This window comes from Enterobacter sp. E14S (genome assembly GCF_055666685.1).
The window spans coordinates 428,277-454,743 of the sequence record NZ_JBVODQ010000002.1; the positions used below are offsets into that span (position 1 = coordinate 428,277).

Here is a 26,467-nt window from a genome sequence, read left to right on the forward strand (position 1 = left end):
TAATCAATAACTCCGGTTACGCCGGGCGAACGCCCGCAGCAAGCAGTGCCTGCTCAAATTTATCCAGGAAGATTTTCAGCTCTTCGTCGCTGATCAGCAGAGACGGCAGCAGACGCAGAACGATACCGTTACGGCCGCCGCGCTCCAGAATCAGACCGGCTTCGAAGCACTTCTTCTGAATCAGTGCAGACAGCTCGCCGTCGCCCGGGAAGCAGCCCATGTGGTCAGCGGCTTCGTGTGGCTTAACGATCTCAATACCGATCATCATGCCCAGACCGCGCACGTGGCCGATAACAGGATAGCGTTTCGCCATCTCTTTCAGCTGGCCTTTCAGCCATTCGCCCTGAGCGGCAACTTTGCCCGCGATGTTCTGATCTTTCAGGATTTTCAGCGTCGTCAGACCGGTTGCCATCGCCAGCTGGTTGCCGCGGAAGGTACCGGTGTGGTGACCTGGTGCCCATGCGTCAAACTGCTTTTTGATACCGAGAACGGCCAGCGGCAGACCGCCACCTACTGCTTTAGACATCACGATGATGTCTGGCTCAATGCCCGCGTGTTCGAAGGCGAAGAATTTACCGGTACGGGCAAAGCCAGCCTGAACTTCGTCGAGGATCAGCAGAATGCCGTGTTCCTGAGTCACTTTACGGATGCGCTGCAGCCACTCAGCCGGAGCCGGGTTCACGCCGCCTTCGCCCTGAACGGCTTCCAGAATCACCGCAGCAGGTTTACGCACGCCGCTTTCAACGTCGTTGATCAGGTTATCGAAGTAGTACGTCAGCGCTTTCACGCCCGCTTCACCACCGATACCCAGCGGGCAACGGTACTCGTGCGGGTAAGGCATGAACTGCACTTCTGGCATCATACCGTCAACCGCTTCTTTCGGAGACAGGTTGCCGGTCACGGACAGCGCGCCGTGGGTCATACCGTGGTAACCACCAGAGAAGCTGATGATACCGCTACGACCGGTCACTTTTTTCGCCAGCTTCAGCGCCGCTTCAACGGCGTCAGCACCGGATGGGCCGGTGAACTGCAGGCAGTACTCTTTGCCCTGACCAGGCAGCAGAGAGAGCAGGTATTCAGAAAACGCATCTTTCAGAGGCGTAGTCAGATCCAGGGTATGTAACGGCAAGCCGCTGGTAATGACATTTTGGATGCTTTTCAGCACATCAGGATGGTTATGGCCAAGCGCAAGGGTCCCCGCGCCTGCTAAACAGTCAAGGTATTCTTTATTATCTGCATCGGTGATCCACACGCCTTCTGCTTTAGTGATGGCTAAAGGCAGTTTGCGCGGATAACTCCTGACGTTAGATTCAAACTCGGCCTGACGGGCCAGATAGGTTTCGTTGCTTTTGTGGGCATCTACGGTGTCAATACGGACTTTATCCGTCATCATATCACTCCTACAACCGCCGCTTCGTTATGAGCCACGATTGAATAAAAAGTTAAAAAACAGATGGGGGCCTGAAAAAAACGCCGCCAATATAGAGCCTTTTGCCACAGGGCTCAATGGTTAATTTGTTTACTGTTTTGTGGCATGGCGCTCAGGGGAGGGGATATCCCCTTTTTAAGAAAGAAAATTGCACTTTATGGTAAATAAAAACAGACTGTTACGTGTGTTCTGCCCTGACTGTAAATTCATAAAAAAGAGTGTGACAAATCGTGCCATTCGCTGACCGAAAAGGAGGCAGACTGCCTCCTTGTTCGCTTTATTTCTGCGACACCTGCAAAATGCCGTGGTTACGCCCCGTCGTCTTATTCCAGGATGCCGCCGTAATGCCGTTCTCATCAAGGCTTAGCGATATAACAAAACCATTACCGCGAATCTCATAGAAATGAGCATTCAGACGTTTCACGGTGGCCTTTTTGCCGTTAATGGTGGCGTTAAAAAAGCCGTTTGAAATCGTGGCGTTAACCGCATCCGATGTGAAAGTGGCTTCACGCAAAGGGTCGTGGACCGCAGCTGCTGCGTGCTGCGCCGCATTTTGGGCTTTTGTTTTGTGGATATCACAAAAGCCGTCATTCGCGTTCATCTCAGTACATCCTGAACGTTCTAATTGAGCACGATAGTGCGCGTTAATCGCATGAGCCGGTGTTGTCGCTACCGTCAACATCAGTGCAATCCATATTAATTGAGTTTTCATGGCTAAACTTTTGTTCACCTTATAAAACGCACAGATAATAGGAGACGTACATCATGCCGATCCAAATACCGACGCCAATGAGCATCAGATACAGGGTCGCTGAAATAATGATATGTCTGAGCATGTTTTTTCTGTCATCGCTATTCTTGCCGGAGGCAAGCAGGTTATTAACTTAATGGCGTCAGTTAATAATGCTTAAGTTGTATTTCGTTAAAAGCCCACTCCGACGCCAACTGACGCTCCCATATTGTTGGCAGTATCATCAGAGAAGCTCACTTTCGCGATCACATGTGAACTAAAGTTAACGGATGCCCCGACGGCAAGGGCGCTTTCACTATTGTATGTGGCTCCGCCAGCAGAGAACATAACATGCTGATTCGTTTGTACCTGCGGTAATCCTGCCATCGCCATGGCTCCTGAAATACCGGCGTTGGCTTGCTTCTTATTATTATCTACTTCATCGTGCAGTGATTTAAATTGCTGGTTGGTATTGTTATTCATTGCCTGTAACGTCTGTTTCGTTGCCAGCAGATCCTGAGCGGTGGCGGTAACTGCCTGGGTATTATTAGCCACTTTAGTTTGTGTTGCTGCGTCTACCTGCATGTGCGTCACGGTGGTCGTCACGCCATCTTTGCCATCTTTGCCGTTAGTGGGTTTAGGGGCATTTTCCAGGCTGTCAAGACGGTTATCTTGCACTTTGTTAACGTTTTCCATATTGATAATTTCTGTGCCGTTCGTCATGACGCCCTGTAAAGCCGCATCGCTTTTTTGATTGGCGGTATCTGCAAGCGCGCCAGCAAGCAAGGCTTTTTGGTAAGCGTCATTTGTGGCTTGCTCAATAACCAAAACACCTAATTTAGTGGATTGAAGGTCGCTATCCACCTGCGTTAAGCGATTTTCAGTTGAGAGATCGCGAGCAATACTATCGGCCCTGTTTTGCGTAATTTGGTCTTGATGGTCATTCACAATATCTGTGATTAATGCGTCATCCCAAACGGCAGCAGCAGCGTTGGTAATATTCATGGCGCTACCAGCGACCACCCCAAATACAAAAACAGGAATAACAGATTTATTGAAAAGTTTCATTCGAAGGACTCACATCATTAACGTATTAAAAAAACAAAATTAAGCAGAACAGTTTTGGCTTTAGTGGTATGTAGATAACTGTATTTCCATATTTCAATACAGGATATTCAATGCCCGGACCTTTTTTAGTGGCGTGAATAAACTATCGATTAAACCCAAATTGATGATTTTGATCTAAATCATAAATGATATGAATAAATGAAAGGGCAGGGTGCGGTATCGAGAAGGTTTATTTAATGTATACATTAACTTATGGGTTATGCGATAAATCAAGGGATGCGTTAAGCTATTGATGAAAATACCAATGTTTAATAGAGTTAAATAAATTAATACTGTCTTATTCTTTCAAGCGAAAGAAGTTTCCATATCTTATAAAAGCAGAATGAGCACGTAGTAAAAAATAAAAATAATAGCCTCAGTAAAAGTACGTAATATAGTTTTTCAATAATGTATTAACAATTACTAAACCAGAATTAACTAAAGCGTAATAAATGTATGCAAATGACGGGAAAGAGCGCCTGGAAATTACCGCTGTGACAAACGTTGTGATAAATCGAAACTTCTTGCGCCTGGCCTGGGGCCGCGGTTACACTACCTAACGTTAATGATTTTCATAACCAACTGTTTTAAAAGTATTTTGACTCGGGGTGCCCTTCTTTGTGAAGGCTGAGAAATACCCGTATTACCTGATCTGGATAATGCCAGCGTAGGGAAGTCAGATGCCTTCCCGGTCATCGCTTCTTCACGCAAGGCAGGAGCGAAACCATGCAGCCTGACCTGCTCGATTTACACGTTTTACACCACTTCCGAACCCGTTCTCCGCTGACCCACTGTATGACCAACGATGTCGTACAGACTTTTACGGCCAACGTTTTGCTGGCGCTTGGCGCCTCACCCGCGATGGTGATTGAGGCCGAAGAGGCTGAACAGTTTGCCGGCATCGCCGATGCGCTGCTGATTAACGTTGGCACGCTGACGTCGCCGCGCGCCCAGGCGATGCGTCGGGCAATAGAAAGCGCGGTGGCGGCAGGCAAGCCCTGGACGCTGGACCCGGTTGCCGCGGGTGCCCTGACGTTCCGCACCCGCTTTTGCCATCAAATTCTTGCCCTGAAACCGGCCGCTATTCGCGGCAATGCCTCTGAAATTCTTGCCCTTGCCGGAATGAGCGCGGGCGGGCGCGGCGTTGATACCACCGATACCGCCGCCAGCGCGGTGCCTGCCGCGCAGGCTTTGGCGCGTCAGACGAATGCAATTGTGGTCGTCACCGGCGAGGTGGATTACATCACCGACGGACAACGTACCCGCACGGTCACGGGCGGTGACCCGCTGATGACGCGCGTGGTGGGCACAGGGTGCGCGCTCTCTGCCGTTGTGGCGGCGAGCTGCTCGCTGCCGGGCGACCGGATGGATAACGTCGCCGCCGCCTGCGGATGGATGAAGCGAGCCGGAACGGTGGCCGTTGCGCAGTCACGTGGGCCTGGCAGTTTTGCCAGCGCGTTTCTGGATGCGCTCTATACGCTGGAGGAGCAGGCATGAAGCGGATTAACGCCCTGACCATTGCCGGCACCGATCCCAGCGGCGGCGCGGGTATCCAGGCCGATCTCAAAACCTTCTCGGCCCTTGGCGCGTACGGCTGCTCGGTCATTACCGCGCTGGTGGCGCAAAATACGCGCGGCGTGCAGTCGGTCTATCGTATCGAGCCGGATTTTGTTGCCGCGCAGCTGGATTCTGTGTTCAGCGATGTGCGCATCGATACCACCAAGATCGGCATGCTGGCCGAGACGGATATTGTGGAAGCGGTGGCCGAGCGGCTTAAACGCTATCAGGTGCAAAACGTGGTGCTGGATACCGTCATGCTGGCTAAAAGCGGCGACCCGCTGCTCTCCGCCTCCGCCGTGGAGACGCTGCGTACAAAACTACTGCCGCAGGTGGCGCTCATCACGCCCAATCTGCCAGAAGCCGCCGCGCTGTTAGGCACATCGCATGCGCAAACTGAACGCGAGATGAAAGCGCAGGGAAACGCGCTGCTGGCAATTGGCTGCGGGGCGGTTCTGATGAAGGGCGGTCATCTGGATGACGCTGAAAGCCCGGACTGGCTCTTTACCCGCGACGGCGAAGTACGCTTTACCGCGCCGCGCGTGCAGACCAAAAACACCCACGGTACGGGCTGTACCCTCTCTGCCGCGCTGGCGGCGCTGCGCCCGCGGCATGACGGCTGGGCCGATACGGTGCGCGAAGCGAAAACCTGGCTCTCGGCGGCGCTGGCAAAAGCCGATACTCTGGAAGTGGGTCACGGTATTGGACCGGTTCATCATTTTCATGCATGGTGGTAACCCAGTATACTGGCAGGAAACACCACGCCTGAGAAAACAGAGATGGAACAAGCGCATACCCGGTTAATCGCTCAACTGAATGAACGGATCGCCGCGCCTGACAACACGCCGCTGTACCTGAAATTTGCCGAAACGGTAAAAAATGCGGTGCGCAGCGGGGTGCTGGAGCACGGGAATATTTTGCCCGGCGAGCGCGATCTGAGCCAGTTAACCGGCGTGTCGCGCATCACCGTGCGAAAGGCGATGCAGGCGCTGGAGGAAGAGGGCGTAGTTACGCGCTCTCGTGGCTACGGCACGCAAATCAACAATATCTTTGAATATTCGCTGAAAGAGGCGCGCGGTTTTTCCCAGCAGGTAGTGCTGCGCGGCCAAAAGCCTAATACGCTGTGGGTCAACAAGCGGGTGGTGAAGTGCCCGGAAGAGGTCGCAAACCACCTGTCGATCCCTCCGGACAGCGAGGTCTTTTTGCTCAAGCGCATTCGCTATGTGGATGACGATGCGGTGTCGATTGAAGAGTCCTGGGTGCCGGTCGGGCTCATTCCCGATCCGGATGCGATTGGCATTTCGCTGTACGATTACTTCCGCAGTCAGAATATTTTCCCGCAGCGCACCCGTTCACGGGTTAGCGCCCGCATGCCGGACAGCGAGTTTCAGGCGCACATTAAGATGGACGAAAAAATACCGGTGCTGGTGATCAAGCAGGTTGCGCTTGACCAACAGCACCGGCCGATTGAGTACAGCATCAGCTACTGCCGCAGCGATCTATACGTCTTTGTGTGCGAGGAGTAGCGCCTCGCGAGTCGGGGCGCAGTCCCCGCCGCGGTGGCTGACCACCCAGGACGCCACGGCATTCCCCAGCAGAACGGCATCTGCCAGTGACCATCCCGCCGCCAGCCCGGCAAGCGTGCCGCCCGCGTGGCTGTCGCCAGCGCCAATGGTATCCACAACCGTCGCCGGAAACGCCGGAACAACGCCTGAGGTATTACCGTCATACCACGCGGCGCCGTCTTTATCATGGCGCACAATCAGCGCGGCGCCGAAGCGATGCTGCCACTCCACACCCAGGTTGTCAGCCGCTACGCCCAGTCGTTCGGCTGCGATCTCTGCTTCCTGACGATTAAGCGACACGATCGGCCTGCAGGCCATAATCCGCGCCATCAGCGCGTCGGGAATATCCGCGATGCGGGGGCCGAAATCGATAAAGGCCGTCACGTCCTGTAATCCCTCCAGCCAGCGTGTCAGCAGCTCGCCGCACGATGAGGCCAGCTGATAGCCGGATAAATAGACCAGGCTGTTCGACGGGATGTTAAGCACATCAAGCCAGCGCTGCTGCCACTGGTTCTCCACGCCGCTAAAGGACATAAAGGTGCGCTCGCCGTCTGGCTCCACCAGCGCCAGACACCAGCCGTTGTCGCCGGTTTCGGCCTCGATGGCGCTGTGCAGATCCTGCTTCGCCATCGCGTTGCGGATAATATCCGCCCAGACGCCTTGGCCGACGGGCAGGGCGTTTTGCGACGCAATGCCGAGCCGCTTCAGGGCGATGGCAATGTTCAGCGCGCAGCCGCCAATATTCACGCCCTGCTGTTTGAGCTCGATATCGCACCCGCGCCAGGGCAGGGCGTAGGCGTCGGCGATGACGTCAATCACCGCCGCGCCCAGCACCGTTACCGGCCGCTCGGCGTGCAGGGTGTCGAGACGTTGGGCAAACGAATTCATACGCCCTCCCTTTGCTCCCGGTAGTGCAGCAGTTTCTCGCAATAGTGGCCGAAGTCGAGCCGGTTAACGGCGTCGAGCTCGGCCTTCAGCGCCGGGTCAATCGCCTGCACGCCGTGGAGCGCGCCGCAGATGGCCGTCGCCATTGCGCCAATGGTGTCGGTGTCGCCGCCCAGATTGGCACATAAAATGGCGCAGCGGTTTGGGTCGGTTCCCGCCAGTTCGACCATCGCAATGGCCGCTGGAACGGACTCAATGGTGCTGGTTCCGGCCCCCACGAGCTGGTACACCTGCTCGCTGGCGGACTCAACCCCGTTGGCTTCCCGCACGGTCTTAAGCGCCAGTTCAATACGTGCCGCCAGCGACGCGCTGAAGGTGGTGGTTTTCGCCTCCTGCGCATAGCGGGCGATACCCGGCAGCGCATCGACGATGTTCTGCCAGCTTTCGCCGTCGACGCGCGGGAAATCGCCCAGGCAATCACCACCGCGCCGGCAATGGCGAGGTCCGATTTATGGGTCGGGCTGGAGGCCAGCGCCACCTGCTCAACAAAGTGTTCCAGACGCGTGGCCGGAAGCAGGCAGCCCAGCGGGGAGGCGCGCATCGCCGCCCCGTTAGTCACGCCGTTGTTGTCCAGTTCGCTAACCGGCTTGCCGTCGCGAATCGCGTTAAGCGCGATTTTGGAGGTCGGGCCGAGTACGTTCTTATTAAACGCGTCGAAATCGAGCGCCCAGCGCAGAATATGCTTGCCGATAACGTCCGCGTTAATCTCCCCGTCGCATTCAACGATCGCATCCGCCAGGCACAGCGCCATTGAGGTATCGTCGGTGAACTCTGCCTGTTTGAAATAGCAGGCAGCATTATTCTCTGCCGGGCCGGGTAAAAAGCGGTCGATCCAGCCGAAGTGCGCCTTGACGCGCTTTCTCGGCCACAGCTCCGACGGCATACCCATCGCATCCCCTAACGCCTGCCCGTAAAGGGCACCGAGAACACGTTCTTGTTTCATTTAACTTCCCCTTGTGTCAGCGCGGCATCGCCATCAACCACCGCAATAGCGGCGATCTCTTTATCCGATTCGCGGAAAAACAGCATAAACAGCACGGCAATCACGGCAATCATGATTGCACCAAACGTCCACATTCCGGCCCAGTTGAAGGTCAGCCCATTCACCGGCTCTTTGTATGCGAACATTTTTTCCATCATCACGCCGCCCAGGCGGTAACCCAGCAGGCTCCCAAAGCCCTGACAGCACAGCGTAATCAGGCCCTGCGCGGCGGTGCGCATGTGCACCGGCGCTTTTTTGTCCACGTAGATGTACGCGGTGACGTAATAGAAGTCGTAGCTCACGCCGTGCAGCAGAATGCCGAGGAACAGCAGGGCGTAGGTGAAGAACTGTTCCGCTCCGCCGTAAACAAAGAACCCGTAGCGGATGGCGGCGGTAATCAGGCCCAGCAGTAAGACCTTCTTAATACCAAAGCGTTTGGTAAAGAACGGCAGGGCGAGCATAAAGAAGATTTCGGAGAACTGGCCGAGCGTCATCCAGCCGGTGGCGTTTTTCATCCCCACTTCGGTGAGATAGCCGTTGGCGAAGATGTAATAGAAGGCCAGCGGCATGGCGAACAGGAACGAGCAGAAGAAGAACACCAGGAAGTTTTTGTCGCGCAGCAGGATCAGCGCGTCCAGCCCCAGCATCACTTTGAAATCCAGCTTGCCGGTGCTCTTCGGCGGGGTGTTCGGCAGGAACAGGGCAAACACGCCGAGCAGGGCGGAGCTGGCTGCGGTCATCAGCAGCGGGATATTGGTATCGGAGATGTCGCTGTAGCCCATCATCTGAGGGAGGAACCCACACGCCAGGCCCGAGGCGATCCAGCCGATGGTGCCCATCACGCGGATGCGCGGGAAATCGGCCTCAACGTCGTCCACGTTGGCAAAGGCGATACTGTTGGTCAGCGCGATGGTCGGCATATAGGTCAGGGAGTAAACCAGCAGCAGCGGGAAGAAGGTGCTGAACTGGGTTTGCTGCGCGGCGAAGTACATCAGAATGGCTCCGGCGAACATCAGCACTGACAGCACTTTCTGCGCGGCGAAGAAGCGGTCCGTCAGCGAGCCGACCAGAATCGGCGAGAGGATCGCGGCAATGGCGGTACAGGCGTAAGACCAGCCGATTTCCCCGGCGGTAAAACCGCTTTTGCTCAGCCACAGCCACAGCGGCACAAACCACGCGCCCCAGATAAACCATTCAACAAACATCATGAATGACAGTTGGACTTTCGTTTTCATTTTTTAATCCTGCATGTCAGAGAGGGTACGCCTTTAACATACCACTCAATAATACCTTTTAAATACCTTTGTGGCGATTGTTTGATCAATGTAACAGTTTTGTTGTACACGAATCGAGCCAGCAGATTGTGCTGAAAAAAAAAGCAAAGAGTGGAAAATCTGTTAAGTCGGTACCAGGCTTAGTCTGCCCATAAAAGATGGGACTGGATAAACACACACCGACACGACGTCGGACTTACGGGAGTATCACATGACTGATATTGCGCAGTTGCTTGGCAAAGACGCCGACAGCCTTTTACAGCATCGTTGTATGACCATTCCAGCCGACCAGCTGTATCTGCCTGGTCACGACTACGTTGACCGCGTGATGATCGATAACAACCGTCCGCCTGCGGTCCTGCGAAATATGCAGACGCTCTACAACACCGGGCGGCTCGGCGGCACCGGGTATCTCTCTATTCTGCCGGTGGACCAGGGCGTAGAGCACTCTGCGGGTGCCTCTTTTGCGGCGAACCCGCTCTACTTCGATCCGAAGAACATTGTTGAGCTGGCGATTGAGGCGGGCTGTAACTGCGTGGCCTCTACCTACGGCGTGCTGGCCTCGGTTTCGCGTCGCTATGCCCACCGCATTCCGTTCCTCGTGAAGCTTAACCACAACGAAACCCTTAGCTATCCAACCGAATACGACCAGACCCTCTACGCCAGCGTCGAGCAGGCGTTCAACATGGGCGCGGTAGCGGTAGGGGCGACGATTTACTTCGGCTCCGAACAGTCCCGTCGTCAGATTGAAGAGATCTCCGCGGCGTTTGAGCGCGCGCACGAGCTGGGCATGGTCACCGTACTGTGGGCATATCTGCGCAACAACGCGTTCAAGAAAGACGGCGTGGATTACCACGTGTCGGCCGACCTGACCGGGCAGGCGAACCACCTTGCGGCGACCATCGGCGCGGATATCGTGAAGCAGAAAATGGCCGAGAATAACGGCGGCTATAAAGCGGTGAACTTTGGCTACACCGACGATCGCGTTTACAGCAAGCTGACCAGCGAAAACCCGATCGACCTGGTGCGCTACCAGCTGGCGAACTGCTACATGGGCCGCGCGGGGCTGATTAACTCAGGCGGCGCGGCGGGCGGTGATACCGATCTGTCAGATGCGGTGCGTACGGCGGTGATCAACAAACGTGCGGGCGGTATGGGGCTGATCCTTGGCCGCAAGGCGTTTAAGAAATCAATGGCTGACGGCGTGAAGCTGATCAATGCGGTTCAGGACGTCTATCTTGACAGCAAAGTCACGATTGCCTGACGGCTCCATCTCCCTCTCCCCGGTGGGAGAGGGTTGGGTGAGGGCATCATTGCTCACCGTGTGATACATCAGCGCAAAAGCACGCAGTCCGGCGGTAGCCGGCACTGCAGCGCGCCGGGCAACACCTCAATGCGAAACTGCGTTCCGCTCAGCGGCTCTCCGTCGAGGTTAAAGGTCATCCCGTGCGGCGCATTCACTTCAAACCACGCCGATTTCCCGGCGATGATATTTGGACTCTCTTCCGGCTGCGTCAGCGTGGTAAACAGCGCGGGCAGCAGGCCGTCGCCCGTGAAAATACGCAGCTGGAGCTGACCGTCATTAATCAGCGCCTCCGGGCAGAGCTGCTGTCCGCCGCCCGCCTGACGCCCGTTGCCAATCCCAATCACCAGCGCGTCACCCTGCCACTGAAAATCCTCGCCGCGAATTTCGCAGCGGTCAGGCTTGAGGGTATCCATGCGCATCAGGCCGTGGATCAGGTACGACACGCCGCCCAGCGCCGCCTTCAGCTTTTCCGGCGTTTCGCTGGTGATGCGCGTGCCAAACCCGCCCGTCGCCATATTGATAAAGCAGGTTTTATCATTCACCTGCGCAATATCCACAGCGGTGGCCTTGCCGAGGATCGCCAGCTGGAGCGCTTTCTCCAGCTCTTCCGGGATCCCGGCGCTGGTGGCAAAATCATTGGCGGTGCCGAGCGGTAAAATACCCATCACCGGCCGGTTTGCCGGGGGCAGGTCGATAAGCGCTGACGCAATCTCATTGATGGTGCCATCGCCGCCGCCGGAAATGATGGTGCTGACGCCAAGCCCGAGGGCTTCATTGATATAGCGTGCCGCGTCGCCTTTTTCCCACGTCACCCTGACGTGAATGCGCGCGCCGTCATCGCGCAAACCCTGAATTGCCTGACGCAACAGATCGTTGCCCGCGCTTTTGCCATTGAGAATCAATAAACTGTCTGGATAGGTTGCCATCCGCGCTGCTCCCTTTTTTAGCGTTAGTAAGAGTGTATAGCAGAGAGGAAAAAAGCGGGTAAGAACAGGATGAAAGGAACAAAATATGCCCGAAAGCGCGTTACACTCCAGCGATGATAGTAACGTAATCACAGGAAAGTGATGATGAATAAAATTTTGGTAAGCGCGTGCCTGATGGGCTTTAAGGTTCGTTATAACGGAAGTGAAAAAGCGCGAATGAACGAGCTGCTCGCTCGCTGGCAGCAGGAAAAGCGTCTGGTGATCCACTGCCCTGAACTTGCGGCCGGGATGCCTGTCCCTCGTCCTCCGGCAGAGATTATGTCCGCTGATGGCAAAGACGTAATGCACGGGCAAGCCAGAATTAGTGAAAATACAGGGCAGGATGTGACTGAGCAGTATCAGCTTGCAGCCTGGCTTGCGCTACGCGCTGCTCAGGAGTCGGGGTGTAGCGCTGCATTGTTAACCGATGGCAGCCCAACGTGCGGCAGTGAGTTTATTTATGACGGATCGTTTCGCGGAATACATAAAGCGGGGAAGGGGGTTGCGGCATCGTTGCTCGCAGAGCATGGGATCGCCGTGTTCTCAGAGAAGCAAATTGACGAACTCATTGTCTGGATTGAGGAGAGAGAAGGCAAAAAATAAGCCCGCGTAAGGGAGATTACGCAGGCTAAGGAGGTGGTTCCTGGTACAGCTAGCATTTATGGGTTATGTTTTTCAGCGGGGGGATAATACCCGTATTGAACGAAGCGGTATGTGATCCGATTCTAAGAATTATCCCAGCGCGAAAAAATTTCCCTGATTGACTATTTGCCGTGTGGGTTACGGGTGCTTTCACCGTTGAAGTTACGCATCAGCAGCGCGAACTTCAGCTCCACCTCTTCCGGAACCGGCAGCCAGACGGTATGCCCGTCGCCCGGCGCCACGTCAATCGCCTCGCCTTTGCCGTTTTCCAGATGCTCCAGCGTGAAGTTCATGTTGCCCTGCGGGGTCATCAGCTCCAGGCTGTCGCCTTTGGTGAATTTGTTTTTCACCGCGACGGCCGCCAGCGCGCCTTTGCGCTCGCCGGTAAAGTCACCGACAAACTGCTGGCGCTCGGAAACGGAGTAGCCGTGCTCGTAGTTCTGGTAGTCATCGTGAGTATGACGACGCAGGAAGCCCTCGGTATAGCCGCGGTGCGCCAGGCCTTCCAGAGTTTCCAGCAGGCTGGTATCGAACGGTTTACCGGCCGCCGCATCGTCGATGGCTTTGCGATACACCTGTGCGGTGCGCGCGCAGTAGTAATAGGATTTGGTGCGGCCTTCGATCTTCAGGGAGTGCACGCCCATCTGCGTCAGACGCTCGACGTGGGCGATGGCACGCAGATCTTTCGAGTTCATGATGTAGGTGCCGTGCTCGTCTTCAAAGGCGGTCATGTACTCGCCCGGACGTTTGGCTTCTTCAATCATAAACACGCTGTCGGTTGGCGCGCCGATGCCCAGCGTTGGCTCAACGTTGGTTACCGGGATCGGCTCATGCTTGTGGACGATGTTGCCGACGTCATCCTCTTTGCCTTCCTGAACGTTATATTCCCAGCGGCAGGCGTTGGTGCAGGTGCCCTGGTTCGGGTCGCGCTTGTTGATATAGCCGGAGAGCAGGCAGCGGCCGGAGTAGGCCATGCACAGCGCGCCGTGAACGAAGATTTCGATTTCCATATCCGGCACCTGGGTGCGGATCTCTTCGATCTCTTCCAGAGACAGTTCGCGGGACAGGATGACGCGGGTCAGCCCCATCTGCTTCCAGAACTTCACCGTCGCCCAGTTGACGGCGTTAGCCTGGACGGAGAGGTGAATATCCATCTCCGGGAAGTTCTCCCGAACCAGCATGATTAAACCCGGGTCCGACATGATCAGCGCGTCCGGCCCCATATCCACCACCGGCTTCAGGTCGCGAATGAACGTTTTCAGCTTGGCGTTGTGCGGCGCGATGTTCACGACCACGTAGAATTTTTTGCCCAGGGCATGCGCTTCGTTGATGCCGAGCTGCAGGTTCTCGTGGTTGAATTCGTTGTTGCGCACGCGCAGCGAGTAGCGCGGCTGGCCCGCATAAACGGCGTCGGCACCATAGGCGAAAGCGTAACGCATATTTTGCAGCGTTCCCGCCGGGGAAAGGAGTTCCGGTTTAAACATGTTTGTTCTCGTTCTGATGACAGGTCAGATCCGCATGCACCAGGTGCAGCGGTAAGGGGAGATCCCCCACTTTAAGGGCGGGCATTGTAGCGCTGCGGGGCAGGGAGGTAAAGATTGAATTATTATTTATTTTAGCCGTAAAGTTAATTACGGCTAAATTTGTATTGTTATTTATTTCTTTCTGATGTAATTTTTATTTTGAATTGCTGCTGTAGGTATTTTAGATGCCATCTCATTTCTCTGGCTTCAAGTTCTGATACTTTATTTCCTTCGATAACACTTAGCACGATTGAATATAGTGTGTAAAGGTCTCTCACTTCTGCATTAATTTGTTCCAGAGGATGTATGTCAAATTCGTAAAGTATCAGATTGAAATAATCAAGGGTTGAATTCTTGTTTCGATGATGATTATTTTGTGCTCTGTGAAAAGAGATCATGGAACGAATCATTCTTGCTATATAAATCCAGTCTCTAATAAATGAATTGGTTGTAGTGCTTTCGTTATTAAGATAAAGTGGTGGTATTCTTTCGGAAAGAATAATAGCTATATTATCATCAGAAAATTTTTCTTGGATCTTAGCATTTATTTCCGATTGCTCACTCTCTCGATTATCAATATATCTAAAGTCAACCAATATTTGAGCATCTCTATCAACATTAAAATAGTGATGTAAAAAGGATGGGTGGTTAATTCTTCCATCATTCTTATACGATTACGGTAATGGTCACCGTGACGCTTATTTATTATTTCTATGATTATAATTTCTTTTTTGTCTTTGCTTATTGCAACTAAATCAAATAGAAAGTTTTTATATGAAGGTGTTCTTGGTAAGTCTTCATAAACCGCATACTCTTTTAAAGCATATTCTGTTTTAATTAATTCAAGTTGGTAATGGTAATAATCATAATAGTTTACCATAGTTTGCCCCCATTGCATTTGTATTTTTCAAGTTTAATTAGTGTCATATATTCTGCGGGCGAGTTGTTTTCTCTCATTTCTAATATTTTAGCAATTGAGGGAGCTAGGGATAATGGAACGACAAGGGATTTTCCAGGCTCCTTCACGAATCGCTCAGCAATAATGCGCGTTATTTGCCTGTCATTCTCCATGACTACCGGAGCCAGGGCATCAATGGTAAATTTAAGTCCGTTGTCTACGTCTGAATAAGAGTTGTTATGTGGGAAATAAAATATTTTAAAAGTTGTCTTATACTTAACCTGCATGCCAGTATATCCTGCTCTTGCAGAATTAAAAACTTTCGATTGCCAGATTGCCTTCAAAGATTTAGGGCCTTTCCTGTTAACCGTGGCTGGTCGGCCAAAGACGATCATTTCCAAAAGATTATCTGCCATGATATTTCCTTAAAGAAAAAAATAGAACCAGACTTCTTTTCTGTATTGTTTAAAAATGTGTGACTGTACTATACATAGCTGTAAATCATCGTTAATCACATTATCCTGCACGCATCCGCTTCCCAGCGATACCCCACGCCGTACACCGCGCGGATAAACGACTGCTCGGCGTCCAGCGCCTCCAGCTTGCGGCGCAGGTTTTTGATGTGGCTGTCGATGGTGCGGTCGGTCACGACGCGGTAATCGTCATACAGGTGGTTCAGCAGCTGTTCGCGGGAGAACACTTTTCCCGGCTCGTGGGAGAGGGTTTTCAGCAGGCGGAACTCCGCAGGCGTCAGGTCCAGCAGCTTGCTGCGCCAGCTCGCCTGGAAGCGGCTTTCGTCGACAATCAGCGGGCTTTCGGCATCGAGCACCTGAAGCTCGCGCTGCGGCCTGCAGCGGCGCAGAATGGTTTTCACGCGGGCGACCACTTCACGCGGGCTGTAGGGCTTGCAGATGTAATCGTCCGCGCCAATTTCGAGCCCCAGCAGGCGGTCAATCTCTTCAATTTTGGCGGTGACCATGACGATCGGCACGTCGGAGAAGCGACGAATTTCCCGGCACAGGGTCAGTCCGTCAACGCCCGGCAGCATTAAATCCAGCAGGATCAGATCCGGCGGGGTCTGGCGCACGTATTCCAGCACTTTATCGCCGTGACTGATCAGCGAAGGGGCGTAGCTGGCCGCGCGTAAATAGTCGATCAGCAGCTGCCCAAGCTTGGGTTCGTCTTCCACAATCAAAATGCGCGGCGTGTTTTCGTCAATCGGTAACTCGGTCATACTTCTCTCGATAAATCCCGTTCCAGAGGTAACTCTACTGTAATGCTAACCCCACCAAAAGGCGAATGGGCGGCGCGGATCGTGCCATTATGCGCCTCGACGATGTTAACGCAAATCGCCAGCCCCAGGCCGGAACCGCCGCTGGCGCGGTTGCGGGAGCCTTCGGTACGGTAAAAACGTTCAAACAGTTTTTCCAGCTGCGCGTCCTGTACGCCGGGGGCGGAATCCGCGAAGGTGAGGGCAAAGCGTCCGTTTTCCTGCCTGCCGGAGATGTGCAGCCCGCCGCCGCTGTCGGTGTAGCGCAGGCTGTTTTCCAGCAGGTTATTGAACAGCTGCATCAGCCGGTCCTTGTCGCCAAACACCACAGCGCTGTCCGGCAGGGAGAGGTCGATTTTCAGGTTGCGGCTGGCAAAGCGCTCGCGGAACGCGCCGCTGATCACTTCCAGAATGTTAATCACGTCCACCGGCGCCTTCTGGTAGGCCAGCGCGCCTTCGTCGGACATGGAGAGCTGGTGGAGATCGTCCACCAGCTTGGTGAGCGTGCCCACCTCCGCCTGCAGAGAGGCCACCGATTCAGGCGTAAACTGGCGCACGCCGTCCTGGATGGCCTCCAGCTCGCCGCGCAGCACCGCCAGCGGCGTGCGCAGCTCGTGGGAGATATCTGCCATAAAGTCGCGGCGCATCTGCTGGTTCTTCTCCAGCGTGCTGGCGAGCTGGTTAAAATCCTGCGCCAGCTTGCCCAGTTCGTCCTGGCTGCGGGTATCGACGCGGGTGGTAAAATCCCCGGCGGCCAGCTTGTGCGTGCCTTCCACCAGCCGTTTCACCGGGGCGAGCAGACCGCGCGCCAGCGGGAAGGTGGCGAGCGCGGCGAGCAGGGTGGAGAGGGCGACAATCAGCCAGCTTGTCCGGCGCTGCTGGCGGTCAAAGTTGATGTCGGTGTTGCGCGTCAGGCGCTCCACCGGGGAGGCGATAACCCAGCCGACCGTCGCGTTGTTGACTTTGATCGCACGACGGGTGCCGTCCGGCGGGATCGGCGCACGCGGACCCACCAGCGTGCGCATGTCCTGGTCAATCACCCAGAACTGGGTGCGCCAGCCGTGCGGCGGCATGCCCGGCCCCGGGCGATCGTCACCGGTATCGTGCTCCAGCGAGCGCAGGATCTGGAAAATAAAGCGGTCGTTATTGCGCAGAAAACGCCAGTTGCCGTGCTGGGCGTACTGTTCACTCAGCGCATCGCTTAAGCCCTGTAAACGCTGTTCATTGCCATGCTTAATGTAATCAATAAAACCGCGCTCAAAGCTGATCCGCACCGCCCAGTGCATGGTGATCAGCAGGACGATACAGGTGGCAAATATCGCCACGAAGAGCTTGCCGGTAATGCCCGGACGCCAGAATTTCATGAGCCACTCCTTTTGCCGCGCCTAATCACGACGTTCTTGCTGGTATCATCCGGCACTCTGGCGAAGATGAAAGCGGGCAGGGCGATGATGACCGCCATGCTTAAATAGGTATACAAAAAGACCTGATGCGCCACCGGCGTGTCGACGCTGAGGTGGTGCTGGCCGTACATGCCGAGCAGTAAACCCGCGATGGTCACCCCGACGCTCATTGAGAGTTGCATGATCATCGACAGCAGGCTGTTGCCGCTGCTCGCCAGATCGTCCGGCAGGTCCTTCAGCGTCAGGGTATTCATCGACGAGAAGCGCATGGAGTTGACGATCCCCTGGCAGAACAGCACCAGCGGCAGAACGTAGTACCAGCCCATCAGCGCCACGGCCATAAACAGCAGACTGACCAGAGCCAGCCCCAGCGTGGCGGTTACCAGCACGTGACGATAGCCAAAGCGGTTCACCACCTGCACCACGATGCGCTTCATTCCCATGCTGCCGAGCACCATTGGGATCATCATCAGCCCCGCGTGGAACGGCGAAAATCCCATTCCGATCTGCAGGAAAACGGGCGTCATAAACGGCAGCATGCCGCTGCCGACGCGCCCGGCGAAGCTGCCGAACAGGCCAAGGCGATAGGTGGGGTTTTTAAACAAGCTAAGGCTGAACAGCGCCTTATCGTTACCTCTGGCATGCCGCAGATACCACAGTATGGCGGTAACGCCGAGCGCGATCAGGAGCCCAAGCGTCAGGGGCGAAATGCCCAGCCCTTTTTGCCCGTCGAGCGCCAGGGTAAGCGTGGCCATGCCCGCCGCCAGCAGGATAAAGCCGAAGAAATCAAAGCGCCGGGTCTGCATTTTGTAGTTCGGCATCAGCGTCAGGGTGGCGATGGCGCCGATGATGCCAACAGGAAGATTGATTAAGAAGATCCAGTGCCAGGAGGCGTACTCCACCAGAATACCGCCGAGCGCCGGGCCCAGCAGCGGCCCAACCTGGCCGGGCAGGGTCACAAAGGTCATCGCCGCCATGTACTGCTCGCGCGGCACAATTTTCATCACCGTGAGCCGCCCGACGGGCACCATCATCGCCCCGCCGATGCCCTGCAGCACGCGCGCCATCACCAGCTGGTCGAGGGTGTTGGCCTGGGCGCAAAACAGCGAGCCGGTGGTAAACAGCACGATGGCGGTAAAGAAGATGTTCCGCACGCCCACTTTGTCCGCCAGCCAGCCGCTGGCTGGCAGCATTACGGCCACCGTCAGCACGTAGGAGACAATCACCATATGCATATGCAGCGGGCTCTCCCCCAGGCTTTTCGCCATGGAGGGGAGGGCGGTGTTGACGATGGTCGTATCCAGCGACTGCATAAAGAAGCCGAAAGCGACTATCCAAAGCTGCCAGCGAACGTTAGCGGGAAGATCGGTCATTTACTCGGTCACCGTGGTTCTGTTTTTACGCGAGAAGCGCAGCCGCAGGCGGTCGAAGAACAGATAGACCACCGGCGTGGTGTACAAAGTCAGCAGCTGGCTCATGACCAGGCCGCCGACGATGGTGATCCCCAGCGGCTGGCGCAGCTCTGAGCCGTCGCCGCCCGAAATAACCAGCGGCAGCGCGCCAAACAGCGCCGCCAGGGTGGTCATCATGATCGGACGAAAACGCAGCAGGCAGGCCTGGAAGATGGCCTCTTCCGGCGACAGATTGCCGTTGCGCTGGGCGTCCAGGGCGAAATCCACCATCATGATCGCGTTTTTCTTCACAATACCAATTAATAGCATGATCCCGATGAGCGCGATCAGGCTGAACGCGCGCCGAACAGCTCCAGCGCCAGCAGTGCCCCCACGCCCGCCGACGGCAGCGTCGAGAGAATGGTCAGCGGGTGAACGTAGCTCTCGTACAGCACGCCCAGCACAATGTAGACCGTGGCGATGGCGGCCAGAATCAAAATCACCTGCGAGTTCATCGTCTCCTGGAACACCTGCGCGGTGCCGGCAAAGCTGCCGCGCACGGTGGACGGCACGCCAAGCTGCGTCATCGCGCGGTTGATTGCGTCGCTGGCTTCTGAAAGCGACGAACCGGCGGGCAGGTTAAAGGAGATGGTCGACGCCGCCGAAAGGCCCTGATGGTTCACCGACAGCGGCGCGTTGGCAGGCTGCCAGCTGGCAAAGTAGGAGAGCGGAATCGCCTTGCCGTCGTTGTTAATCACAAACATTTTGTCCAGAGCGCTGATATCCTGGGTGTAGCGCGGGTCAACCTCCATCACCACCTTGTACTGGTTCATCGGCTGGTAGATGGTGGAGATCTCGCGCTGGCCGAAGGCGTTGTTCAGCAGGCTGTTGGCGGCTTCAACGTTAATGCCCAGACGCGACATGGTTTCGCGGTCGTAGGTCAGGGCCATCTCAGCGCCGTTGTCCTGCTGATCGGAGTTGACGTCCGCCAGCTCCGGCAGGGCGGCCAGCGCCTTGCGGATCTTCGGCTCCCACTCGCGCAGGGCGGCTAAATCGTCCGAGAGCAACGTGTACTGATAGCTGGCGTTCGCCTGACGGCCGCCGACGCGGATATCCTGAACGGCCATCAAAAACAGGTTTGCCCCCGGCTCTTTGGCGAGCTTCACCCGCAGGCGGTCAATCACCTGCTGGGCGGTTTCGTTGCGCTCGCCGCGCGGTTTCAGGGTAATAAACATCATCCCGCTGTTAACGCGTGACCCGCCGGTAAAGCCGGTGACGTTATCCACGGCTTTGTCTTCACGAATGATCTTCATGAAGTCCTGCAGCTTGCCGCGCATCGCCTGGAACGAAATGCTCTGGTCCGCCTGAATCCCCCCCATCAGCACGCCGGTGTCCTGCTCGGGGAAGAAGGTTTTCGGGATGGTGATATACATCCAGACGTTCAGCCCAATGGTGGCGATCAGCACCAGGCCGACCAGCCGCGTATGGTTCAGCACCCACTTCAGCGATTTGCCGTAGCCTTCCTGCATGGCCATCAGGAAGCGACCAAAGCCTTTGCGGCGCGGCTGCGAATGGGGTTTGCTGCGCTTGAGCATCCAGCCGCACATCATCGGCGTCAGCGTTAGGGAGATAACCAGCGAAATCCCGATGGCGACGGAGAGGGTGACGGCAAACTCGCGCAGCAGCCTGCCCGGCAGCCCGCCCATCAGCAGCAGCGGCAGGAATACCGCCACCAGCGACAGGCTCATGGAGAGCACCGTAAAGCCCACCTCGCGCGTGCCCTGCAGCGCGGCCTGAAGCGGCTTCACGCCCGCTTCCAGGTGGCGGGAAATGTTTTCCAGCACCACGATGGCGTCATCCACCACGAAGCCCGTCGCTATCGTCAGGGCCATCAGCGACAGGTTGTTGAGGCTAAACCCGCACAGGTACATGGCGGCAAAGGTACCGATCAGCGAGACCGGCACGGCCACCGCCGGAATAAGCGTCGCGCGACCGGATCGCAGGAACAGGAAGACCACCAGGATCACCAGCGCGACGGAGATAATCAGCGTTTGCTCCACCTCTTCAAGCGAGGCGCGAATGGTCGGGGAGCGATCCTGGGCAATTTGCAAATCGATTGCTGCCGGGATGGTCTCCTGCAGGTCCGGAAGACGGGCGCGAATGCTGTTCACCGTCTCAATAATGTTCGCTTCCGGCAGCTTGCGGATCATCAGCAGAATGGCCGGTTTCGCGTTGGTCATCCCGGCGTTGCGCACGTCCTGCACCGAGTCGGTGACGCTGGCTACGTCGCTCAAGCGCACCGCCGCGCCGTTGTTGTAGTGAATAATGAGCGGCTGATATTCCGCGGCGGTTTTCAGCTCGTCGTTGGTGTGGATCTGCCAGCGGTGGCTGCCGTCCTCAATCGCCCCTTGCGGCTTGCGGACGTTGGCCGTGCTGATGGCGGAGCGCACGTCATCCAGCGACACGCCCTGGTTGAACAGCGCCTGCGGGTTTAGGCCCACGCGCACGGCGGGCAGGGAGCTCCCGCCGACGCTCACGTCACCGACGCCGTTAATTTGTGAGATTGTCTGCGCCAGCTGGGTAGACGCAAAGTCGTAAAGCTGCCCCTGCGAGTACGTATCCGAGGTCAGCGTCAGGATCATGATCGGTGCATCGGACGGGTTGGCCTTGCGGTAGGTTGGGCGGCTCGGCATCCCGCTCGGCAGCAGGCTTTGCGCGGCGTTGATGGCCGCCTGCACGTCGCGCGCCGCACCGTTAATATCCCGGTCGAAGCTGAACTCCAGAATGATGCGCGTGCTGCCGAGCGAGCTGCTGGAGGTCATCTCGTTGACCCCCGCAATCCGCCCGAGCGAGCGCTCCAGCGGCGTGGCAACCGACGAGGCCATGGTTTCCGGTGACGCGCCCGGCAGCGAGGCGCTGACCATGATCACCGGGAAATCCACCTGCGGCAGGGGCGCTACCGGCAGCAGCCGGAAGCCCAGCACGCCGCAGAGGGTAATGGCGAGCGAGATTAAAATCGTCGCCACCGGGCGATAAATGAAGAGGGCGAAAAACTTCACTTATGCCTCCTCTTCACGTTTCGGGAAGCGGCTTTTGGTCCACAGCGCCAGGCGGTCAAACAGCAGGTAGATAACCGGCGTAGTGAAGAGCGTTAGCACCTGGCTTACCAGCAGACCGCCGACCATGCCGATACCCAGCGGACGGCGCAGCTCCGCGCCAACGCCGGTGCTGAGCATCAGCGGCAGCGCGCCCAGCAGGGCGGCCAGCGTCGTCATCAGGATTGGACGGAAACGCAGTAGACAGGCCTGGAATATGGCGTCGCGCGGCGACATGCCCTGCTCGCGCTCGGCGGCCAGGGCGAAGTCGATCATCATGATGGCGTTTTTCTTCACGATCCCGATAAGCAGGATAATACCGATGATGGCAATGACGTCCAGCTCGCTGCCCGCCAGCATCAGTGCAAGCAGCGCCCCCACGCCCGCCGTCGGCAGGGTAGAGAGGATGGTGATCGGGTGGATAAAGCTTTCGTACAGCACCCCGAGCACGATGTACATCGCCACGACCGCCGCGACGATCAGCCAGATGGTGTTACCCAGCGCGGCCTGAAACGCCAGCGTGCTGCCCTGGAACTGGGTCTGAATATCGGACGGGAAGCTAAGTTCTTTTTCAGCAGCCTGAATGGCCTCCACCGCTTCACCGAGAGAATAATTGTCCGGCACGTTGAAGGAGATGGTGGTGGACGGGAACTGATCCAGATGATTAATCGACAGCGGGGTGTAGCGTTCTTCCACCGTGGCGATAGCGCTCAGTGGCACAATGCCGCCGTCTTTGCTGGTCAGGCGCACCGAGTCCAGCCCCGCCAGGCCGGGCGTATTCTCCGTGTTATGCTCCAGCACCACGCGGTACTGGTTGGCCTGGGTGTAGATGGTGGAGATCAGGCGCTGACCGAAGGCGTTGTACAGGGCGTTGTCCACGTCCGACATGGTGATGCCAAGACGGCTGGCGGTATCGCGGTTGACGTTCACGTACGCCGCCAGCCCTTTGTCCTGCCAGTCGCTGCTGACGTCGGAGAGCTGCGGCAGGGTGTTAAGCTTATTCACCAGCTGCGGCACCCAGGTGCTGAGCGCGTCCAGCGAGGTGGCCTGCAGCGTGAACTGGTACTGCGTGCGGCTGACCTGGGTATCAATGGTCAAATCCTGAATCGGCTGCAGGTAAAGCTCAACGCCCGGCACTCGCGCGACGGCGTTTTGCAGACGCTCAATGACGGCGTTGACGCGATCGTCGCGTTCATCCAGCGGCTTAAGGTTGATCTGCAGACGCGCGCTGTTGAGCGACGGGTTGGTGCCGTCGACGCCCACGTAGGAGGTCAGACTCTCGACCGCCGGATCCTTCATGATGATTTCGGACACCTGCTGCTGGCGCTGGGCCATACTGGCGAAGGAGACCGACTGCGGGGCCTGAAGCGTGCCCTGAATAATGCCGTTGTCCTGAATCGGGAAGAAGCCTTTCGGAATGAAAATCCACAGCATCACGCTGAGCGCCAGGGTTCCCAGCGCCACGCCGAGCGTGGCCCACGGATGGTTCAGAACTTTCGCCAGCACGCGTCCGTAGGCGGCAATAATCCGCTCGAACATGCGCTCGGAGGCGCGCGAGAAGCGGTTTTGCTTGCGCAGGGACTCGTGGCTGAGCATGCGGGCGCACATCATCGGCGTCAGGGTCAGCGACACCACGGCGGAGATCAAAATGGCGACCGCCAGCGTCACGGCAAACTCGCGGAACAGACGCCCGACGATATCGCCCATAAACAGCAGCGGGATCAGCACCGCAATCAGCGAGAAGGTCAGCGAGATAATGGTAAAGCCGATTTCGCCTGCGCCCTTCAGCGCGGCCGCCAGCGGCTTTTCGCCTTTCTCGATATAGCGCGAAATGTTCTCGATAACGACGATGGCGTCATCCACCACGAACCCGGTGGCGATGGTGAGCGCCATCAGCGTCAGGTTGTTAATCGAAAAATCGAGGAACACCATCACCGCAAAGGTCCCGACCAGCGAGAGCGGCACGGCGACGGCGGGAATAATGGTTGCCGGGACGTTACGCAGGAACAGATAGATGATCATGACCACCAGCGCAATCGCCAGCATCAGCTCAAACTGGGTGTCGGTGACCGACGCGCGAATGTTCGTGGTACGGTCGGAAAGCACCTTCACGCTGACCGATTTCGGCAGGCTTTCGATCAGCTGCGGCAGCATGGTGCGGATGCTGTCGGCAGTTTCGATGATGTTAGCGCCCGGCTGGCGCTGCACGTTCATCACGATCGCCTGCTGTCTGTTGGCCCAGGCGCCGAGCCAGCTGTTTTCCGCGCCTTGCTCCACGGTCGCCACGTCGCCCAGACGCACCGGGGCGCCGTTCTGGTAAGCAATAATCAGCTGACGGTATTCATCGGCGGACTGCATCTGATCGTTGGCTGAGAGCGTCACGGCGCGGGTGGGGCCGTCGAGCGAGCCTTTTGCCGAGTTAACGTTGGCGCTGCTGATGGCGGTGCGGATGGTTTCGCTGGTCAGGCCCAGCGCGGCAATCGCCTGCGCGTTAAGCTTCACGCGCACGGCGGGGCGCTGGCCGCCCGCCAGCGTGACGAGGCCGACGCCGGAGACCTGTGAAATTTTCTGCGCCACGCGCGTTTCGACCATGTCTTCGACCTGGGTCATCGGCATGGCGGAGGAGGTGACGGCAAGCGTCATGATCGGCGGATCGGCCGGGTTCACCTTGCTGTAGACCGGCGGGTTAGGCAGGTCGGACGGCAGCAGGTTGGTGGCGGCGTTGATGGCGGCCTGTACTTCCTGCTCGGCGACGTCCAGCGACAGCGTCAGCTGGAACTGCAGCGTCACGACGGATGCCCCGCCGGAACTCTGGGAGGACATCTGTTTTAGCCCCGACATCTGGCCGAACTGGCGCTCCAGCGGAGCGGTAATGGCGGACGTCACCACGTCCGGGCTGGCGCCTGGATAGAGAGTGACAACCTGAATCGTTGGGTAATCCACCTCCGGCAGCGCCGACACGGGCAGGAAGCGATAGCCGATAATCCCGGCGAGCAGGATCGCCACCATCAGCAGCGTGGTGGCGACAGGACGGAGGATAAACAGACGTGACGGCCCGCCTGTAGAGCCTGGAGGCATCACCTGCATCAGGATTTCGCTCCCTGTTTCGCAGGTTCAACCACTTCCACTTTGGCCCCTTCGGTCAGACGGTCAATGCCGTCGGTGACCACGCGGTCGCCTGCGGAAAGGCCGGCGGCGATGACCACCGTCTGGCTGTCCTGGATACCGGTTTTCACCAGGTGCTTGCTGACCTTATTGTCGCTGTTAAGTACCCAGACGAAGTTACCTTCGTTACCCATCTGCAGCGCAGCGGTGGGGATCACCACCGCGTTCTCTTCGGTGGCGACCAGCATACGCGCGTTGACGAACTGGTTCGGGAAGAGGGCATCGTCCTGATTGTTAAAGCGCGCCTTCAGCTTGATGGTGCCGGTGGTGGTGTCGATCTGGTTATCCAGGCTGAGCAGGGAGCCTTCGCTCAGCTTCTGCTTGTTGCCGCGGTCCCAGGCTTCCACCACCAGCCCCTTCCCGGCTTTTTGCGCCTGCACCACGGTCGCAATGTCGCTTTCCGGCAGGGTAAAGACTAAATCAATCGGGTGGGTCTGGGTGATCACCACGATGCCCGTGGTGTCGCCGCTGGAGATCTGGTTGCCGATATCGACCTGCTTCAGGCCCACGCGTCCATCAATCGGCGCGGTGATGCGGCTCCAGTCCAGCTGCAGCTGTGCGCTGGCCACGGCGGCCTCGTCGGCTTTGATGGTGCCCTGCGTTTCGCTGACCAGCGACTGCTGGGTATCCAGCTCCTGACGAGACACGAGGTTGGTTTTCACCAGCTGCTGGTAGCGGGCCAAATCGCGGCGAGCGTTGGCGAGGGTGGCTTTGTCTTTCGCGAGCTGCCCCTGCGCCTGGGCGAGGGCGACCTTAAACTGGCTCGGGTCGATTTCCGCCAGCAGATCGCCCGCTTTGACCTGCTGACCTTCCTGGAAGTGAATGGCCATCAGCTGGCCGTCGACGCGGCTGCGCACCGTCACGGTGTTGGCGGCGGTAATGGTCCCAAGGCCCGTAAGATAGCGAGGAACGGCTTTATTCACCGCCGTCGCCGCCTGTACCGGCGCCAGCGCACCGCCGCGCATGCCGTGACGCCCTCCGCCTGCCGGGCGCTGTGCCTGACTGCTGGCACCGGCGGGAGCGGCGGAGTTCGCGGATTGACTGTGCCAGTACCAGGCGGCGGCAAGGACCACCACAATGATGCCAGCGGCGATTGCCCAGCGGGATTTGTTACTGCCTTTCATCGTTATACGTTCTCATCCTGAAGACTTCGGGGAATGATACTAGTTTAGTCAGCTAACACAGCGGAAAAATGGAGGAAATATGGAAGACTGTCAGGA

Annotated in this window: 20 protein-coding genes, 2 pseudogenes and 1 riboswitch; of the genes and pseudogenes, 5 read left to right on the plus strand and 17 right to left on the minus strand. The window is 57.0% G+C overall.

The annotated features are described in order from the left end of the window. Positions 1-16 precede the first annotated feature (16 nt). The 3 genes from ACZ6J2_RS07175 to ACZ6J2_RS07185 all read right to left on the minus strand — a co-directional run bounded on the left by ACZ6J2_RS07175 (position 17) and on the right by ACZ6J2_RS07185 (position 3,227). Complete coding sequence (locus ACZ6J2_RS07175; RefSeq protein WP_014884533.1) at positions 17-1,393, minus strand: diaminobutyrate--2-oxoglutarate transaminase; 1,377 nt, start codon at positions 1,391-1,393, stop codon at positions 17-19. A 313-nt stretch (positions 1,394-1,706) separates the two neighbouring features. Next, a complete protein-coding gene (locus ACZ6J2_RS07180) occupies positions 1,707-2,141 on the minus strand; it encodes a hypothetical protein (protein ID WP_471725274.1) in 435 nt (144 codons plus the stop codon). 210 nt (positions 2,142-2,351) lie between these two features. After that, positions 2,352-3,227, minus strand: a complete 876-nt coding sequence (locus ACZ6J2_RS07185) for a YadA C-terminal domain-containing protein (protein ID WP_471725275.1) — start codon at positions 3,225-3,227, stop codon at positions 2,352-2,354. A gap of 633 nt (positions 3,228-3,860) precedes the next feature. Then, positions 3,861-3,957: riboswitch (TPP riboswitch) on the plus strand. A gap of 35 nt (positions 3,958-3,992) precedes the next feature. Here ACZ6J2_RS07185 and thiM point away from each other — a divergent pair. Genes thiM through ACZ6J2_RS07200 form a run of 3 tightly spaced genes read left to right on the plus strand, consistent with a single transcriptional unit; the run spans position 3,993 to position 6,349 of the window. Continuing rightward, positions 3,993-4,763: a hydroxyethylthiazole kinase gene (thiM, locus tag ACZ6J2_RS07190; protein ID WP_471725276.1), complete on the plus strand. Its 771-nt coding sequence runs from the start codon at positions 3,993-3,995 to the stop codon at positions 4,761-4,763. Continuing rightward, the gene (gene thiD, locus ACZ6J2_RS07195) at positions 4,760-5,560 is read left to right on the plus strand and encodes a bifunctional hydroxymethylpyrimidine kinase/phosphomethylpyrimidine kinase (RefSeq protein WP_471725277.1); all 801 of its coding nucleotides are present in this window, start codon (positions 4,760-4,762) and stop codon (positions 5,558-5,560) included. The genes thiM and thiD overlap by 4 nt, the downstream gene beginning before the upstream one ends. Positions 5,561-5,602: 42 nt before the next feature. Further along, complete coding sequence (locus ACZ6J2_RS07200; RefSeq protein ID WP_023312428.1) at positions 5,603-6,349, plus strand: GntR family transcriptional regulator; 747 nt, start codon at positions 5,603-5,605, stop codon at positions 6,347-6,349. On the opposite strand, the gene ACZ6J2_RS07205 is transcribed toward ACZ6J2_RS07200, so the two are convergent. From ACZ6J2_RS07205 to ACZ6J2_RS07215, 3 genes and pseudogenes are all read right to left on the minus strand, one after another. Then, positions 6,323-7,276: a PfkB family carbohydrate kinase gene (locus ACZ6J2_RS07205; protein WP_471725278.1), complete on the minus strand. Its 954-nt coding sequence runs from the start codon at positions 7,274-7,276 to the stop codon at positions 6,323-6,325. The genes ACZ6J2_RS07200 and ACZ6J2_RS07205 overlap by 27 nt on opposite strands. Before the next feature lie 155 nt (positions 7,277-7,431). Continuing rightward, a pseudogene (locus ACZ6J2_RS07210) lies at positions 7,432-8,276 on the minus strand (ADP-ribosylglycohydrolase family protein); the annotation flags it as partial. Continuing rightward, positions 8,273-9,550, minus strand: a complete 1,278-nt coding sequence (locus tag ACZ6J2_RS07215; protein WP_471725279.1) for a nucleoside permease — start codon at positions 9,548-9,550, stop codon at positions 8,273-8,275. The gene ACZ6J2_RS07215 and the pseudogene ACZ6J2_RS07210, both read right to left, overlap by 4 nt. A 250-nt stretch (positions 9,551-9,800) precedes the next feature. Here ACZ6J2_RS07215 and fbaB point away from each other — a divergent pair, with 250 nt between their 5' ends. Continuing rightward, positions 9,801-10,853 (plus strand): class I fructose-bisphosphate aldolase, encoded by a 1,053-nt coding sequence (fbaB, locus tag ACZ6J2_RS07220; RefSeq protein WP_223561014.1) that lies wholly within the window; start codon positions 9,801-9,803, stop codon positions 10,851-10,853. Positions 10,854-10,921: 68 nt separating this feature from the next. Here the strand turns inward: fbaB and yegS are convergent, their stop codons facing one another. Then, positions 10,922-11,821, minus strand: a complete 900-nt coding sequence (yegS, locus tag ACZ6J2_RS07225) for a lipid kinase YegS (RefSeq protein ID WP_033145995.1) — start codon at positions 11,819-11,821, stop codon at positions 10,922-10,924. Between the two features lie 141 nt (positions 11,822-11,962). On the opposite strand from yegS, the gene ACZ6J2_RS07230 reads away from it, so the two are divergent. After that, positions 11,963-12,463: a 2-thiouracil desulfurase family protein gene (locus ACZ6J2_RS07230; protein ID WP_471725280.1), complete on the plus strand. Its 501-nt coding sequence runs from the start codon at positions 11,963-11,965 to the stop codon at positions 12,461-12,463. A 161-nt stretch (positions 12,464-12,624) separates the two neighbouring features. On the opposite strand, the gene trhP is transcribed toward ACZ6J2_RS07230, so the two are convergent. The 10 genes and pseudogenes from trhP to ACZ6J2_RS07280 form a co-directional block, all read right to left on the minus strand. Then, positions 12,625-13,986, minus strand: coding sequence for a prephenate-dependent tRNA uridine(34) hydroxylase TrhP (gene trhP, locus ACZ6J2_RS07235; protein WP_023312421.1), 1,362 nt, complete (start codon positions 13,984-13,986; stop codon positions 12,625-12,627). Positions 13,987-14,153: 167 nt separating this feature from the next. Beyond that, a complete protein-coding gene (locus ACZ6J2_RS07240) occupies positions 14,154-14,621 on the minus strand; it encodes a hypothetical protein (RefSeq protein ID WP_471725281.1) in 468 nt (155 codons plus the stop codon). Further along, positions 14,570-14,905 carry a hypothetical protein gene (locus tag ACZ6J2_RS07245; RefSeq protein WP_471725282.1) on the minus strand — a complete coding sequence of 112 codons (336 nt, stop codon included), beginning with the start codon at positions 14,903-14,905 and terminating at the stop codon, positions 14,570-14,572. The genes ACZ6J2_RS07240 and ACZ6J2_RS07245 overlap by 52 nt, the downstream gene beginning before the upstream one ends. Further along, a complete protein-coding gene (locus ACZ6J2_RS07250; RefSeq protein WP_471725283.1) occupies positions 14,899-15,339 on the minus strand; it encodes a RusA family crossover junction endodeoxyribonuclease in 441 nt (146 codons plus the stop codon). The genes ACZ6J2_RS07245 and ACZ6J2_RS07250 overlap by 7 nt, the downstream gene beginning before the upstream one ends. A 95-nt stretch (positions 15,340-15,434) precedes the next feature. Continuing rightward, positions 15,435-16,157 (minus strand): envelope stress response regulator BaeR, encoded by a 723-nt coding sequence (baeR, locus tag ACZ6J2_RS07255; protein WP_471725284.1) that lies wholly within the window; start codon positions 16,155-16,157, stop codon positions 15,435-15,437. Then, positions 16,154-17,557 (minus strand): envelope stress sensor histidine kinase BaeS, encoded by a 1,404-nt coding sequence (baeS, locus tag ACZ6J2_RS07260; RefSeq protein WP_023312417.1) that lies wholly within the window; start codon positions 17,555-17,557, stop codon positions 16,154-16,156. Before baeS ends, baeR begins: the two co-directional genes overlap by 4 nt. Further along, positions 17,554-18,969 (minus strand): multidrug transporter subunit MdtD, encoded by a 1,416-nt coding sequence (mdtD, locus tag ACZ6J2_RS07265; RefSeq protein ID WP_471725285.1) that lies wholly within the window; start codon positions 18,967-18,969, stop codon positions 17,554-17,556. The genes baeS and mdtD overlap by 4 nt, the downstream gene beginning before the upstream one ends. After that, a pseudogene (mdtC, locus tag ACZ6J2_RS07270) lies at positions 18,970-22,046 on the minus strand (multidrug efflux RND transporter permease subunit MdtC). Further along, positions 22,047-25,169 carry an MdtB/MuxB family multidrug efflux RND transporter permease subunit gene (locus ACZ6J2_RS07275; protein ID WP_448160061.1) on the minus strand — a complete coding sequence of 1,041 codons (3,123 nt, stop codon included), beginning with the start codon at positions 25,167-25,169 and terminating at the stop codon, positions 22,047-22,049. Beyond that, the gene (locus tag ACZ6J2_RS07280; protein ID WP_471725286.1) at positions 25,169-26,371 is read right to left on the minus strand and encodes an MdtA/MuxA family multidrug efflux RND transporter periplasmic adaptor subunit; all 1,203 of its coding nucleotides are present in this window, start codon (positions 26,369-26,371) and stop codon (positions 25,169-25,171) included. Before ACZ6J2_RS07280 ends, ACZ6J2_RS07275 begins: the two co-directional genes overlap by 1 nt. Positions 26,372-26,467: the final 96 nt, after the last annotated feature.

Bases quoted from the DNA above. Each gene is read 5' to 3' on its own strand.
- trhP (WP_023312421.1), bottom strand. From the start codon at position 13,986: ATGTTTAAACCGGAACTCCTTTCCCCGGCGGGAACGCTGCAAAATATG.
- ACZ6J2_RS07280 (WP_471725286.1), bottom strand. From the start codon at position 26,371: ATGAAAGGCAGTAACAAATCCCGCTGGGCAATCGCCGCTGGCATCATT.
- thiM (WP_471725276.1), top strand. From the start codon at position 3,993: ATGCAGCCTGACCTGCTCGATTTACACGTTTTACACCACTTCCGAACC.
- ACZ6J2_RS07200 (WP_023312428.1), top strand. From the start codon at position 5,603: ATGGAACAAGCGCATACCCGGTTAATCGCTCAACTGAATGAACGGATC.
- baeR (WP_471725284.1), bottom strand. From the start codon at position 16,157: ATGACCGAGTTACCGATTGACGAAAACACGCCGCGCATTTTGATTGTG.
- ACZ6J2_RS07230 (WP_471725280.1), top strand. From the start codon at position 11,963: ATGATGAATAAAATTTTGGTAAGCGCGTGCCTGATGGGCTTTAAGGTT.
- baeS (WP_023312417.1), bottom strand. From the start codon at position 17,557: ATGAAATTCTGGCGTCCGGGCATTACCGGCAAGCTCTTCGTGGCGATA.
- ACZ6J2_RS07250 (WP_471725283.1), bottom strand. From the start codon at position 15,339: ATGGCAGATAATCTTTTGGAAATGATCGTCTTTGGCCGACCAGCCACG.
- ACZ6J2_RS07175 (WP_014884533.1), bottom strand. From the start codon at position 1,393: ATGATGACGGATAAAGTCCGTATTGACACCGTAGATGCCCACAAAAGC.
- ACZ6J2_RS07205 (WP_471725278.1), bottom strand. From the start codon at position 7,276: ATGAATTCGTTTGCCCAACGTCTCGACACCCTGCACGCCGAGCGGCCG.
- ACZ6J2_RS07180 (WP_471725274.1), bottom strand. From the start codon at position 2,141: ATGAAAACTCAATTAATATGGATTGCACTGATGTTGACGGTAGCGACA.
- mdtD (WP_471725285.1), bottom strand. From the start codon at position 18,969: ATGACCGATCTTCCCGCTAACGTTCGCTGGCAGCTTTGGATAGTCGCT.
- ACZ6J2_RS07185 (WP_471725275.1), bottom strand. From the start codon at position 3,227: ATGAAACTTTTCAATAAATCTGTTATTCCTGTTTTTGTATTTGGGGTG.
- ACZ6J2_RS07275 (WP_448160061.1), bottom strand. From the start codon at position 25,169: ATGCAGGTGATGCCTCCAGGCTCTACAGGCGGGCCGTCACGTCTGTTT.
- yegS (WP_033145995.1), bottom strand. From the start codon at position 11,821: ATGGCAACCTATCCAGACAGTTTATTGATTCTCAATGGCAAAAGCGCG.
- ACZ6J2_RS07215 (WP_471725279.1), bottom strand. From the start codon at position 9,550: ATGAAAACGAAAGTCCAACTGTCATTCATGATGTTTGTTGAATGGTTT.
- fbaB (WP_223561014.1), top strand. From the start codon at position 9,801: ATGACTGATATTGCGCAGTTGCTTGGCAAAGACGCCGACAGCCTTTTA.
- ACZ6J2_RS07245 (WP_471725282.1), bottom strand. From the start codon at position 14,905: ATGGTAAACTATTATGATTATTACCATTACCAACTTGAATTAATTAAA.
- thiD (WP_471725277.1), top strand. From the start codon at position 4,760: ATGAAGCGGATTAACGCCCTGACCATTGCCGGCACCGATCCCAGCGGC.